This window comes from Fontivita pretiosa, assembly GCF_050410795.1.
Lineage (GTDB): Bacteria > Planctomycetota > Phycisphaerae > Tepidisphaerales > Tepidisphaeraceae > Fontivita > Fontivita pretiosa.
The window spans coordinates 2,844,519-2,858,134 of record NZ_CP191258.1 but is presented as its reverse complement, the minus strand read 5'-3'; the positions used below and the strand labels follow the sequence as shown (position 1 = coordinate 2,858,134).

Below are 13,616 nucleotides of genomic sequence, written 5' to 3'. Positions count from 1 at the left end.
ATGCCAAGCATCGCCTGACTGTGTATCATACCGGCACAAAACAAGGAGCCAAAGGCTTGTCACAGGCCAGCGGATACGCCGAAGACCGGGCACCACAGGCTACTGTTCTGATCACCACGAAGAATCGCCGCGAGGACACTCTGAACGCGGTGCGATCGGCGTATGCGCAGACCGTGCCGGTTGAGGTACTGGTCATCGACGACGGCTCGACCGACGGGACGGCTGAGGCGGTCAGGCAGGCATTTCCGCAGGCGAGGGTTGATCGAAGCGAGCAATCCCGGGGGTATATCGTCCAGCGGAACCGTGGCGTGGCAATGGCCAGCGCGCCGATCGTCTTTTCCCTGGACGACGACGCCGTGTTCTCCACGCCACGAGTGGTCGAACAGACGCTGACTGAATTCGATCATCCGCGCGTGGGAGCGGTGGCGATTCCGCATATCAACGTAAACGTACTACCGGGACAGCATCCAGGATACGGTATCGGGGAATCTGCCAGCGCTGCCGGGGAGTTGCGTGTTGTGAACAGCTATATCGGCTGCGCCCACGCCCTGCGCAGGGACGTGTTCATTTCGCTGGGAGGCTATCGGGAGCTTCTGGTTCATCAGGGCGAGGAGATGGACTACTGCCTGCGCATGCTGGCCGCCGGGTATGTTACGCGACTCGGCCGCGCTGATCCGGTTCACCACTTCGTCTCGCCCAAACGAGACAATCGGCGAATGACGGTCTATGGAGTGCGCAATGCACTGCTTTACTCGTGGTACAACGTGCCCATGCCGTATTTGCCGCTGCGCCTGCTCGGCACGACAGCCAACCTGGTGAAGTTTCATTGTTTCAAGCGGCCGCATCCAATTTGGCTGGTTAAGGGATTGTTGCAGTTCCCGTGGACGATTCTGCGCGGGCAGGATCGGCGTGCGCCAGTTCCATGTCGGGTCTATCGGCTGGCGCGGCGGCTGGATCGGCAGGGTGCCACGCCATTGCACGAGGTGGAGGCACTGTTACCGCCTTTGCGTCATCAGCCCGAGCCAGAACAGAGCCACAGTCGGGCAGCACAGCAGGACTCATCGCCGCAATAAAGGCGATGGCTCGTTGCCTCTCGGATGATTCCGGGAGGCGGCAGGCGCGTCGTTGGCAATCGCCCGGTACAGCTGGATGAGGCGCTGGGCATAGTTTTCCCAGGAGAGCTGCCTGCGGGACTTGGCCAGTGCGGCGCTGCCCATCCGCTCCAGCAGGGCGCGGTCGTCATACAGCAGTTGCAGCCGTTGGGCAATCGCCTCCGTGCACCGGATCGGCACGATAAAGCCGTCCATGCCGTCGCTGACGAGGTCGGCCGCACCAGTGTTGTGCGTGGTGATCACCGGCAAGCCACAGGCCATGGCCTCGGCGACCACGTAAGCAAATCCATCTTCCACCGAAGGCAATACAAAGACACTGCTGCGTGCGTAGTACTCGCGAAGCTGCTGATGCGGGACTCGGGGAATGTGCCGAAAGCTGTCGGCATACCTGGCTAGCAGCGGCCGCATGTTCTCATGCAGGACGCCGATCAGCAGCAACTCGGCCTGGCTGGCGGGCAGCTTCAGTCGCTTCCAGGCTTCCAGCAGATAGATGTGCCCTTTTCGCGGAACGATCTGTGCGACGCAGATGACACGAAACATCCCCTGTTGGCGTTGCGAGGCGGCGCGCTCGGCTTCCGTGAGTGGGCGAAAATGGTGCAGATCGACGCCGTACGGGATCACCCGGATGCGTGCAGGATCGTGTCCGTTGTCGATGTACGATTGCCGTATGAACTGTGAGCCGGTCAGAAGTTGGTCGGCTCTGGCAGCCTCGTCGATCATGCGTCGCTGCTCGATACTCAGCGTCAGCGGCTTTGCGGCGATCCCCAGCAGCCGATGCTCCTCGTTGATCAACTTCACGAAGGTGTTGGGGTGCGAGTTGACCGGCTCGCCCAGTACCAGTGCGCCATCCCTGCGCGCGCGGGAAATGAGTTGCAGACAATTACCATGAAGCAGAAAGTGCAGAATCCGTGCTGGACTCCAATGCCGCAGGACCAGGCGCTGCCAAAGATCGTGGTACAGCGGAAACATCCGTCCGGTCGCTCGCTGACCCAGCAGCAGCTCGTGCCCGTGTACCAGATACTCCTTGAGGCAAGCGTTGACGGCGCGCCTTGGGGCTAGCCCGAGTTGGGCCGCGTCCAAAGATGGCTTTGCAGCGTAATAGAACCGGTTGAGAAGCCCCGCGCGATCCAGATACCGGACATGGTTACACATGTGGAATCGACCGCAGACTGCAAGGTTGACGCTGACCGGTTCGTCACTCTTGGCCCGCCGGGACGGGATGCGTTGCTCGATGGACACAAAGCACACTTATACCGCAAGCGCCGTGTACTTGGCGAGTCTGGGGTCTTGGTCCCCCTAAGCTTGACGCCCCCGGCGGCAATTCGACAATCCCCGCTGCGATGCTCCGTGCCGATTCTGCGGCTGATCTGCAACTGCTGAACAATCGCGTCACCGACGCGATCGTCAGGCACCGCAAAGTCCTGTACGCCTATGTCGCATTCCTGCTGATCATCTCCTTCAACGGCCGCTGGCGGGTCGGGCTGGACAGCTCGCATTACCGTGGTCTGGCGGCGAACATCGCGGCCGGACGCGGATACGTCTTCGGCTCCTGGGCTTCCGGACAGGTCTATCCGGGATTTCCATACCTGCTGGCGGGAATCGAGGTCCTGCTGGGGCCGCGCGATCGCACCCCCAGCGCCGCCCAGCAGCAGCGAATCCTGGGACCAAGCCTGGTCACCACCAGCTCGGTGCTGCTGGTGCTGCTGATGGCGGCCGGGACGTTGCTGGTGACATATCGGCTGATCGGGCTGCACTATCCGCCATGGGTGGCGATCACGATCACATGTCTGCTGGGCAGCAACGCCCTGTTCATTCAGCACGCTCACGAGTTGCTGACGGACATGCCGTTTCTGTTGGGGGTGGTGACGGCCTTGTACGGCTGGGATCGACTTCAGCTTGCCGCGGAGCGTTCCGGTCGAATCGGCGCGCTGGCGATCGCGACGCTGGGGCTGCTGCTGGCCGCGTCGATGAGGCCGACGTTTCTGATCGTCGCGGCCTGCTGGGGCCTCGTGTGCCTGTGGGCGTTGATTCGCGGCCCGCGTCGGCGGTTCTACGCGATCTGTCTGGCGGTGCTGATCGGAGTATGGGCGGTGATGTTCGCGATCGACCCGCGGCTCAAAGGCGCCAACCACTACCTGGGCGGGTATGAGCGCGAGGCGCTGGAGATGGCCCCGCGCGCCGCCAACTCCCTGTGGCAGCGAACGTATTCTGCCCTGCACGATCAATTGCCGGCGGCGATGTTCGGCGAGCAGCTTGCTCCGTTCAGCGTGGCGGGGTCGCTGATTCTGCTTGCCTCGGCCGGGTTTCTGCTGCGCCGGCACGCGCTGTGGGCGTTGCTGGTTTGGCTGACGTTTGTGGTGACGGTGCTGCTGTCCAGCGTGCCGCGATATTACCTGATGATCCTGCCGCCGCTGCTGCTGGGATGGCTCTCGGCCACCGTCTGGCTGTCGCAGCGGGTGCCGAAGAAATGGGCCGAGGCGGTGCTGGTGGGGGGGCTGGCGATCGTGGTGCTGAACAATCTGTCGCGATCGATCGGATTCATCGTCGAGCAGCGGCAGCCGAATTTCCTGAAGCATTACAAGAACGGAAAGTACCTGGCGACGCTGGAGATGTGCGAGCAGATCCGCCGGCACGTTCGCCCCGGGCAGCGGGTGCTTGGCCCGTCGGGGAGCATCATGACGTACCTGAGCGGCGTGCACGTGCTCAGCGCCCGCGAGCTGCTGCCTCGAGGCGAAGGACCGCGAAACCCGCGTCAACTGGCCGAGGCCAAGCTGGACTACGCGATTTTCCCGTCGGCGGTGTATCGCAGTAAAGAGCCGCTGATTGCGCGGCTGATCGAGCGGGGGGTGATCGTCCCGGTGTCGCGGATCGCCAGCGTGCGCCGCGGTAAGGAGACGATGCATCTGATGACCCTGCGGATCGCGGTACCGCCGGAGGGACAGGACTGGCGTCGGATGCCTCGGCGGGCGCGTGCGGCGACCGATGCGCGCCGATGAACGCGCGGCCGCCATCGCGGCTTGGGCCTCTGAAAGCCCGGAGCCCAGGTCGTTGCACGAGCGTCGCCCTGCTTCAGACTTGTTGTGCTATGGGCGTTGATCGGAGTTCGGCGGAGGTTCAGCCTGCTTGCGCGCGATCACGACGATGTTGTCGCCGGCTCTGCTGGCGGCCAGGGGGGCCGTGCTGTCGGAACTGGCTGAGTAGGGCGGCTCGCGGCGGATGCGCGCCACGGCGCGGGCGACGTGCTGCTGGATATCGCCGTTGGCACGGATCGTCAGCCGTTTGGCGGCAAAATACGCACCTGCAACCGGCCGGAGCAATCCGGCGGCCTTGAGCGCCGCGACGGCACGGTCGCGCAGGTGTGGGGCGGTGGGCGTGTTGCCGTAGGAAAAGCTCTTGTCCGGGCGCATGCCGTGTCGGCATAGCAGCGTTGTGAGGTTCTGAATCGTGAACAGGTAGATGTGAAATGGATTGAACCCCTTCCACGCGACGCCGCTGGAGCGGATGTTTTCAGCGGCGGCATTGGGGGTGTCGATGATCAGCCATCCGTCCGGCGCCACCAGTTTCGCCGCAGCCGCTACGAACTGCTCCGGGTCGGGCACGTGTTCGATGACGTCGATCGCGGTGACCAGCGTGAACTGCCGCGCCTGCGTGGAGGCGGCATGTTGCTCAACGGTGCCGGTGAAGACATCCAGGGCGAATCTGCTTCGAGCATATTCGGCGGCGTCCGGGGAGATCTCGATGCCCGATGCGTCCCAGCCAAGCTCACGGAGCACCGCCGGGAAATAGCCGCGTCCGCAGCCGATGTCGATGCTGCGTTTCGGCAGGCCGCTGTGCTGAAGATCATCTTGGATCATTCCGACGGAGCGCTGATACATGCCGACGATGCGATCAAACTCGCGCGCGTCGGAGCGGAGGAAAAAGTAATAATTGCGTCCGTAGAGCCGCGCCAGCTCGGGCGGGTCGAGCCGGGGAGAGTTGAACAGCAGACCGCATTCGCCGCATCGTCGCAGCGTGAACGGGCCGGGGTAGCGGTGCTCGGGATAGCGGGTCGTATGCAGCGGCTGGCTTCGTCCTGTCGTCCGGCACACCGGGCAGGGTTGGTTGGTCAGATCGATCATGCGTCGCGGATGATACGCGCCGGATCCGTCTGCGCGTACGGGCGTGCCCGATTTTCCGGACGCGCGCAGGCAACGTCATGACCAAGTCGTGGTTCGCATTCCCGCGCCTGAGCCTGCCACTCAATTCCCGCAGCGGTTCTCCGCTTCCCTAATGGACATCTCGTTCTTTGGACGGATCGCCTGCACGGGCGGGCGTGCTGCGATCGTGGTAAACTGCTATTGACGACCATGTATTGACGACCATGACTCGCCGAGAACGCCTTCTGGCGACATTCCGGGGCAAACCGGTGGACCGCCCGGCGGTCAATTTCTACGAGATCGGCGGGCCGCAATTCGACCCGGACAACCCCGACCGGTTCAACATCTACAACGATCCGTCGTGGCGGGCGCTGATCGAGCTGGCGCGTGCGGAATCGGATCTGCTGCCGCTGCTTGCGCCGCGCAAGCGACCGACCCCGCGCAACCCGCGCGAACAGTATTTCAAGATCGAGCCGTTCGAGCACAACGGCTCGCGCTTCACGCGCACGACCCTCAAGCTCGCCGCAAGGACCATGACCGCCCTGACGCGCCGCGACCCGAACCTGGCCACTACCTGGCACCTTCAGCATCTGCTCAAGGACGTGGATGACCTTCGCGCATACCTGCAACTGCCTGATGAGCTGTTCGAGTACGACGCCGGCGACGTGTCGCACCTGATCGCGGCGGATCGGGCGCTGGGCGACCGCGGCATCGTGATGGTGGATGTGCCCGACCCGGTGTGTGAGGCGGCGATGCTGCTGGGCAGCGAGAACTTCATGCTCATCGGCTACACGCAGCCGGATCTCATCGAGGCGCTGCTGAACAAGCTGGCGCCGCATCACCTGCGTGTGATCGAGCAGGTGTCGGCGGTGTTTCCACAGCATCCCTGGCGAATCTACGGCCCGGAGTTCGCCGCCGAGCCGAACCTGCCTGCGGCACTTTTTCGGCGGTTCGTCCTGCCGTTCACCGGGCCGATGGTGCGGGCGATCCAGCGTCACGGGGGATGGGCGCGGCTGCACTGCCACGGGCGGGTGGCCTCGGCGCTGCCGGTGTTCGTCGAGATGGGTGCCGACGCCACCGATCCGCTGGAACCTCCACCGCAGGGAGATGTGCAGCTTGCGGATGTGCGCGCCCGCTACGGCAGGGACATGGTTCTGTTCGGCAACATCGAAGCCAGCGACATCGAGACGATGCAGGAGGACCGGTTCGAGAAACTCGTCGCCCAAACGCTGCGCGACGGCACCAGCGGCCCCGGGCGAGGCTTTGTCCTGATGCCGTCGGCCGCGCCCTTCAGTCGAACGATCTCGCCACGCACGCTGCGCAATTACCAGACCATGGTGAGGCTGGCGCAACGCGGGTGAGGTCTGTGCGTCATGCCTGGCTCGCTCCGCCGTGTCAATTATCGCTGTCGCTCACCACAGCGCCGGCTGACGGGGCGATGGCGGACGATTGACCAGCCACCTGGGGGGTCGGCCGCAAAGCACCTGGCGGATCGTATCCACCGAATCGCGCCAGAAGTCGTGATAGATCGTGTCGGAATGCCCGGCGGTATGGGGCGTCATGACGACGTTCTCCAGTCGCAGCAGCGGGCTGTCGGGCGGCAGCGGTTCGACCTCGTGCACATCCAGCGCCGCGCCGGCGATGCGTTTCTCGGCCAGCACTCGCGCCAGTGCCGCCTCGTCGATGATCGGCCCGCGCGCCGTGTTCACGATCATCGCCCTGGGCTTCATCATGCGCAGCCGCTGTTCATTGACCAGATGCCGTGTCTGAGGCGTGAGCGGGCAGTGGATCGAGAGGAAGTCGGATTGGCTGAACAGCTCGTCCAGCGAAACGAACCGCACGCCGAGTTGTCGCGCCGGCTCGCAATTCGGATCGACGTACGGATCGTGCGCGATCAGCTTCACGTCGAATGCCGCCATCCGCCTGGCCATGAGCTGTGCGATTCGCCCGAAGCCAAGCAGCCCCAGCGTCGCGCCGGCCAGGTGCCAGTCGGGAAACGCATAGGAACGGTCGTACACGCCGGTCCGCAGGTGGCGATCCTGCATGGGGATCTGACGGACCAAAGCCAGCAGCAGCGCCGCGGCGTGGTCGGCGACGGTGGCGGCGGCCGCGACGGGCGTGTTGCCCACCGTGATCCCCAGCTTCGTCGCCTCTTCCACCGCCACATTGTCCGTCCCCGTGCCGCTTCGCAGCAGAAACCGGCATTGCGCCAGCAGGCGCACGTTCTTCTCGTCGCAGATCGTTCCGCCGCCAAACACCCACACGATCTGGGCGTCGGCGGCGGTCTGTCGCAGCTCATCGGCCGTCGTGCATTCGCGCGCCACGAACCGCGCCCCAGCCGATTCAAGCTCCGCTCCCACCCACGCCGGCAGAACGGGCGCGCTGTTGGAAACCAGTGCCACCTTCAGCGGATTCGGCCGACTCAGCTCGTTCATGGCAAGCCCTCGTGCGAACCTTTATGATCACACGATCATGTCCGAACTGAACAACCTGGACAAATTTTTGGCGAAGATCGGTGCCGGCGGCGTGTGCCTGGGCTGCGGAATCTGGTTTCGCGATCCGACGGTCAGCGAAGTTGTGGCCGAGGCGGGGTTCGACTTCACCTGGATCGACATGGAGCACGGCCCGCTGAGCATCGAGTCGGCATTGGGACATGTGATGGCGGTTCGCGGCACGGACACCGCGCCGTTTGTCCGTGTGCCGTGGAACGATCCGGTGATGCTCAAGCCGGTGCTGGAGCTTGCGCCGGCGGCAGTGATCGTGCCGATGATTTGCAGCGCCCAGGAGGCGGCGCGTGCGGTGTCGGCGTGCAAATACCCGCCCGCCGGGACGCGGGGCTTTGGTCCGGTCAGGGGGATGCGATATGGCGCCACCGACCTGAACGAGTATCTGCGCCGCGCGGATCGGCAGGCCCTGATCATGCTTCAGATTGAACACGTCGATGCCCTGAGCTGCGCCCAGGCGATCATCGACACCCCGGGCGTCGATGGCATCTGCGTGGGACCTTACGATTTATCGGCTTCGATGGGGCGGCTTGGGCGGATCGACGATTCGGAGCTTTGCGGGCAAATCGAGCGGGTGCTGGGGTCGGCCCGAGCCGCCGGCAAGCTCGCGGGCATCGCCTGCGGCAGCGACCCGGCGGCCATCGCCCGCTGGCGTGCCGCCGGAGCGCAGTGGCTGGCGATCGGGGCGGATGTGTCCAGTCTGTTTGCACACAGTCAGCAGCTGCTTGCCGCCGTGCGGCCGTTGCTCAATTGCTGATCTGCACCATCGCCGGCTCGCGGTTCAGAACCGCGTTCAGGAAGGTCATCACCTGATCGATCGTGTGTGGATCGGATGGGTCGGGGTAGCGACTGGTGCTCTCGACCATCAGCACCGGGCGGGAAGTGAACAGCTTCTTGAAGTTGGTGAGCTGCACATCCTCGGTATCCAGGCCATAGGAAATCTCGAAGGTCCACTTGCACAGCGGCGCGATCCACTTCAGCCAGGAGGTGGAGGGCACCAGTCGCTCGTTGACGACCTCGGCCACATCCTGAATGGGCTTGTCGGCGACGACAGCGGCGATCTTGCGATCGGCGTCGGCGGCCAGAAGCGCAGCGGTGGCGCCGGTGCCGCAGCCGACGACGGCGATTCGGTCCGGATCGACGAAGGGTTTTTTGCGGAGCAGCTCGACGGCGGCGCGGATGTCGCCGGCCTCCAGGATGCCGAACGTCTCGCCTGCCGCCGCCCGCGCACCACCGCCTCGCAGGTTCAACGCCAGCACGACATATCCGGCGTCGTGAAGCGGGCGGATCAGCGGGAGCATCTGCTGACGGCGGTGGCCCATGTCGTGGGCGAGCACCACCGCGGGATACCGCTTGCGCAGAACCCGCTCTTTCTCCTGAAGCACGGTCTTGGCCTCGATGACCGGGATCAGCCACCCCTCCAGCCGCAGCTCGTCGGGACCGACAAAGGTGACCGGATCATAATAGATGGACTGCGAGGCCGGATCGACCTCGGCGGTGGCGGGGCGGGGGTGAGTCGCCGCCCACACGAACGCGCACGCCGCCGCCGCCACCAGCACCGGCACGAAGGCCAGGCGATACATCACCGCCCGCGCGAATCGCGATGCGGGGGTGCCCAGTTCGTCACGGAAATGGATGTGCGAAATCGGGTCGTAGGTCAGGACCTTCAGCAGCGAGCGACCTGCGCGCCACACTGCCGCCAGCGCCGCCCGCAACAGCCGTCGCCGGCGAAGTGGCTGCGCCACCGGCGAGTCATCGTAGAAGGTCGGGTTCATCACGGGGCGCTGCATGGCGGATACCTCCGTCCTCCAGAATCAGTGTGTAAACAGGTAAGACATACGATTCGCGCCGACCAGAGGCAAAGCGGGGAGATCGCAGGGCAGGGGAGATAGACAAATCGGACGCGTCGGCGCATCGATGGCATCTCCCGTCAAAAGCCTTCCCCGTGCCTGGTCCTTTGCTCTAAGTATTCAATCGTCGGCTACATGGGACTGCTTGACCTTCCTGGGGGCAAATCGTAGGTTACGGAAATGGGTGGGACCGCGGTCGGGGCGACTCGGAGAGTCGCTTGTGCCTGCGCGATTGTCAGGATTGGTGCGATCGGCGCAGGCGGCACAGTCGGCACAAACGGTGCGGGTCATATGACTGGCACAGTCGTGCAGTAGAAAGCGAGGTCAAGGATGGCCAAGGGCAAAAACGCGATCGCGCTGTTCGAGGTGATCCAGTCGAACAAGACGGCCGGACGCAGCGTGGCGGATGTTCTGCGCACGCCCAAGTGGTGGTTCAAAGCCCGTCGGCGGGGCAGTGCGGCCACGGCGCAGGGGACCGATGGGCCAGGCCACGACGCGTCGGCGGCGGCAGCGACGATGACGGCGGAGGCGCCGGCGGCCGGTTCGCGCCAGGCGTGGACAGAGCTGGACGCATCCAACGCGCCGGCGCCGCGGGCGCCGGGGATCGACCTGCGGCTGGACCCGGATCGCCAGCGGATCACCTTTCACGTCTCCTACACCAGTGCGGCGGTGACCGTCTTCGCCATCGTGGTGGTGGTGACGATGGCGTACATGATCGGGCGGCGATTCAGCTCCGGGCCGGCCAGCGCCATCGCCGGGCCTTCCAGCGAGCAGTTGCGGCAGGGTCCTGCCCGGCCTCAGGTGTTGGACGTTGCCAGCCCGGGACCCGCCGCGGCGGTGGCAACGGGCGCGCCGCAGAGCGGCTCGCCGGCGCCATCGCGCTCCGCAGCCGAAACGGAGGAGGCGATCACCGCCGCCCCGCAATCCACCACCCCGCAGGCACCTAACGAGGCGGCGACGGGGCAGCGGATCATCGGCCGCAACTACGTCGTCGTGCAGATCTACCTGGACGAAAAAAGCGCCACTGAGGCTCGCGATGTTCTGGCTTCCAGCGGCATCGCAGCCACCATCGAGAAAGGCCTGCCCGAGTACGCTTCGTCCAACTGGTATTGCGTCGTGGGGCTGCGCGGCTTTGACCGCATCCGCAACAACCCCGACTATGACCGCTACGAACAGGCGATCATCGACGCCGGCGCCAAGTTCGTGAAGAACCCAAAGTTCAAGAAGTTCAACCCGCAGCCGTATCGCTGGCGGGGATGAACCGCTGATGAACCCGGATCAACATGGATGAAACAAGCCCGGATGATTCGGGTTCATCGGTGTTGATCCGTTTTCGTCTGTGTTTTCTCCGTGGACTTTTGATGTGGCCTGCTCTCGACTGCGGCGCGCAGCGCTTTGAGCTCGCGGGGTGTAAGCTCGCGGAATTGACCTGGCGCAAGGCCGCGCAATTCCAGGGGACCCATCTTTGTGCGTGTCAGCTCGCGAACCTTGTGTCCGATTTTGGCGAGCATGCGGCGAACCTGCCGGTTACGCCCCTCGCGCAGCGTGATTTCCAGGATGCTGCGCTGCCGGCCACGCCTGATGAGCCTGATCTGCGCCCGTCCGGTTTTGAAGCCGCCCTTGTTCGGGTCTGCCAGCCAGATCCCCTTTTGAAGCTGTTGGACCTGTTCGGGGGTGACATAGCCATCGACGACGGCGGTGTAGGTTTTGGGCACGCCGAAGCGTGGATGAGTGAGCTTGTGGGTCAGCTCGCCGTCATTGGTCAGCAGCAGCAATCCCTTTGATTCGGCATCGAGCCTGCCGACGGGAAACACGCGGTGCGGGAAGCCCGGCGGCAGCAGATCGATCGCCCGCGTCTGCTCGCCCTGCGCCACGTTCGTGCTGTACACGCCCTTGGGCTTGTTCATGATCAGGTAGACGCGCTGGGCGGTCATGCGCCTGTCGGCGCGGATCGGTTCGCCATCGATGGTGATTTTGTCGCGCTGCGGATCCACCAGAACAGGCAGGGAGGTGACAACCTTGCCGTTGACGGCGATGCGGCCCTGAAGCACCATTTCCTCCACCGCCCGCCGCGACGCCACCCCCGCGGCGGCCAGAACTTTCTGAATACGCTGTTTCACGCGCGAAATCTTACTCGCTGGTGTTGGGCGTGTATAATCACCGCTGCGGAAAGCTGCGATGATCAGTCTCAGTCCAGATCGCACGTTGCATCCGAGGAACCCCCCGTATCGCTTGACGGTGGCGCAGTATAACCGCATGATCCGGGCCGGGTTGTTGCCGGAAGGTGCACCATACGAGCTGATCGACGGCGTCGTGTTGCGTAAGGACCGCAGCGCTGTCGGGGAAGATCCGATGACCGTGGGGACGCGCCACACCTGGGTCGTGCAGAAGCTGATGGACCTGAACCCACGGTTGCGAAAGCTCGGATGTCACATTCGTATCCAGCAGCCGGTGCAGTTTCCCCCGCGGCACGAACCAGAGCCCGATGCTGCAATCGTCCGCGGCAGCCCCGACGACTACCGAGATCGAAAGCCTCTGGGAGCCGACGTCACGAGCATCATCGAGGTCGCCGAAGCATCGCTTGATTTCGACCGAACGGTCAAACTGCCGATTTACGCGGCCGGTGGCATCGGGCAGTACATCATTATCAACCTGGTGGATCGGCGAATAGAGGTTTACCAGAATCCGGACAAGCGGCATCGCAGATACCACGAGTTGACGCTGCTGGAGCGGCCCGCCCGACTCACCCTTGTGACACCACTGGGCAAGGGGCTCACCTTACCGGCAAGGAACCTGTTACCGGCTTGAGCCGTCACTGATGCCGAGTTGATCACGACCGCTTCGTTGGAAACGTCACCTCCAGCCACACGCAGTCGCTGGTCGTCTTGATCGTTGGGTTCTTCATCGCCGCCGGCAGCAGGACCGTTTCGCCACGACGCACGATCGTGGGCTCCTGCATGTCCGCCACGCTCAGGTGCGCCTCGCCACTGAGCATCATCCATACCACAGGCTCGTCGTAGGGAATGGGCTCTTCGATCCCCTCGATCATCCGCACCTTCTCGATCTTGAAGTACGGACAGCTCACCAGTTGCGTGACGGTGGTGTGCAGGCCGGCGACGTGGCTGCGCCTCTGTTGGGCCAGTCTGTCGATCGCGCCGGTGAAGTCGATGCACTCAAGGGCCTGCTCGACGTGCAGCTTGCGCGGCTTGCCGGTTCCCGGGTCTATGCGGTTAAAGTCAAAAACGCGGAAAGTCGTGTCGCTGGGGGTCTGCACCTCGGCGACGAGGATGCCGGCGCCCAGCGCGTGCACCGTGCCGCTGGGCAGGTAGTAGCAGTCGCCTTCCTTCACGGGGATGGCCCGGATCAGCGATTCGACGCTGCCCTGCTGAATGGCCAGGCGAAACTGCTCGCGGGTCGTGCCGGGCACCAGGCCCTTGAGGATCCGCGAGCCCGGCTCGCATTGCAGCACGTACCATGCCTCGCTCTTGAGGTGCGCGTCGGCGTGAGCCTGCGCGTACTTCTGGTCGGGATGGACCTGGACGGACAGATCCTCGCGGGCGTCGAGAAACTTGATCAGGATCGGGAACTGTCCGTGAGGTTCAAGCAGCGGCACGTCGCCGTGGATCGCGCTGCCATACTCGACGATCAGCTCGTGCAGCGTTCGCCCGGCCAACGGACCATTGGCGACCGCGGCGCTGACCCAGCCGGTTTCGCCTTCGATGACCCCGGGCGGAAAGTCGTACAGCTCCCAGCTTTCGCCGATCCGTTTGTCCGGGGGCAGCGTCTTGCCCAGCACAGTCTCGAACTTCCGCCCGCCCCAGATTTTCTCCACGAATCGCGGCTTGAACTTCATCGGATACAGCGTTGATGGCATGGCATGTTCCCCTTGCGTGGATCAACCGGCCGCACCGGGCTGCGTTCCCGAGCGCGCCTGGCGATCCCCGTGGCGCCGGCCGCGACGGTAATTGTGCGGCTCGAATTTGCATGCCCGAGCACTGTAAGGCACCTGTTCAG

Annotated in this window: 12 protein-coding genes; 6 read left to right on the top strand and 6 right to left on the bottom strand. The window is 64.3% G+C overall.

The genetic code is table 11. The features are described from left to right. Positions 1-56 precede the first annotated feature (56 nt). Complete coding sequence (locus ACQS5P_RS11535; protein ID WP_428936770.1) at positions 57-1,073, top strand: glycosyltransferase family 2 protein; 1,017 nt, start codon at positions 57-59, stop codon at positions 1,071-1,073. On the opposite strand, the gene ACQS5P_RS11530 is transcribed toward ACQS5P_RS11535, so the two are convergent. Then, entirely contained in the window at positions 1,059-2,264 is a 1,206-nt protein-coding gene (locus ACQS5P_RS11530; RefSeq protein WP_428936769.1) for a glycosyltransferase family 4 protein, read from the bottom strand. The genes ACQS5P_RS11535 and ACQS5P_RS11530 overlap by 15 nt on opposite strands. Before the next feature lie 188 nt (positions 2,265-2,452). Between ACQS5P_RS11530 and ACQS5P_RS11525 the strand changes: the two genes are divergently transcribed. Beyond that, positions 2,453-4,108: a hypothetical protein gene (locus ACQS5P_RS11525; RefSeq protein ID WP_428936768.1), complete on the top strand. Its 1,656-nt coding sequence runs from the start codon at positions 2,453-2,455 to the stop codon at positions 4,106-4,108. 87 nt (positions 4,109-4,195) lie between these two features. Here ACQS5P_RS11525 and ACQS5P_RS11520 read toward each other — a convergent pair whose 3' ends face one another. Then, positions 4,196-5,230 (bottom strand): class I SAM-dependent methyltransferase, encoded by a 1,035-nt coding sequence (locus tag ACQS5P_RS11520; RefSeq protein WP_428936767.1) that lies wholly within the window; start codon positions 5,228-5,230, stop codon positions 4,196-4,198. A 242-nt stretch (positions 5,231-5,472) separates the two neighbouring features. On the opposite strand from ACQS5P_RS11520, the gene ACQS5P_RS11515 reads away from it, so the two are divergent. After that, positions 5,473-6,609, top strand: coding sequence for a uroporphyrinogen decarboxylase family protein (locus ACQS5P_RS11515; protein WP_428936766.1), 1,137 nt, complete (start codon positions 5,473-5,475; stop codon positions 6,607-6,609). 51 nt (positions 6,610-6,660) lie between these two features. Here the strand turns inward: ACQS5P_RS11515 and ACQS5P_RS11510 are convergent, their stop codons facing one another. Further along, positions 6,661-7,683, bottom strand: a complete 1,023-nt coding sequence (locus tag ACQS5P_RS11510; protein WP_428936765.1) for a 2-hydroxyacid dehydrogenase — start codon at positions 7,681-7,683, stop codon at positions 6,661-6,663. A gap of 37 nt (positions 7,684-7,720) precedes the next feature. Here ACQS5P_RS11510 and ACQS5P_RS11505 point away from each other — a divergent pair, with 37 nt between their 5' ends. Further along, the gene (locus tag ACQS5P_RS11505; protein ID WP_428936764.1) at positions 7,721-8,509 is read left to right on the top strand and encodes an HpcH/HpaI aldolase family protein; all 789 of its coding nucleotides are present in this window, start codon (positions 7,721-7,723) and stop codon (positions 8,507-8,509) included. Here ACQS5P_RS11505 and ACQS5P_RS11500 read toward each other — a convergent pair. Beyond that, positions 8,499-9,542, bottom strand: coding sequence for a prolyl oligopeptidase family serine peptidase (locus ACQS5P_RS11500; protein WP_428936763.1), 1,044 nt, complete (start codon positions 9,540-9,542; stop codon positions 8,499-8,501). The genes ACQS5P_RS11505 and ACQS5P_RS11500 overlap by 11 nt on opposite strands. A gap of 390 nt (positions 9,543-9,932) precedes the next feature. On the opposite strand from ACQS5P_RS11500, the gene ACQS5P_RS11495 reads away from it, so the two are divergent. Then, entirely contained in the window at positions 9,933-10,862 is a 930-nt protein-coding gene (locus tag ACQS5P_RS11495; RefSeq protein ID WP_428936762.1) for a hypothetical protein, read from the top strand. A gap of 53 nt (positions 10,863-10,915) precedes the next feature. Here the strand turns inward: ACQS5P_RS11495 and ACQS5P_RS11490 are convergent, their stop codons facing one another. Then, positions 10,916-11,722, bottom strand: a complete 807-nt coding sequence (locus ACQS5P_RS11490; protein ID WP_428936761.1) for a pseudouridine synthase — start codon at positions 11,720-11,722, stop codon at positions 10,916-10,918. Positions 11,723-11,780: 58 nt separating this feature from the next. Between ACQS5P_RS11490 and ACQS5P_RS11485 the strand changes: the two genes are divergently transcribed. Beyond that, a complete protein-coding gene (locus tag ACQS5P_RS11485; RefSeq protein ID WP_428936760.1) occupies positions 11,781-12,410 on the top strand; it encodes a Uma2 family endonuclease in 630 nt (209 codons plus the stop codon). A 22-nt stretch (positions 12,411-12,432) separates the two neighbouring features. Here ACQS5P_RS11485 and ACQS5P_RS11480 read toward each other — a convergent pair whose 3' ends face one another. Then, on the bottom strand, positions 12,433-13,476 hold the full coding sequence (locus ACQS5P_RS11480; protein ID WP_428936759.1) for a type I phosphomannose isomerase catalytic subunit: 1,044 nt from the start codon (positions 13,474-13,476) through the stop codon (positions 12,433-12,435). Positions 13,477-13,616: the final 140 nt, after the last annotated feature.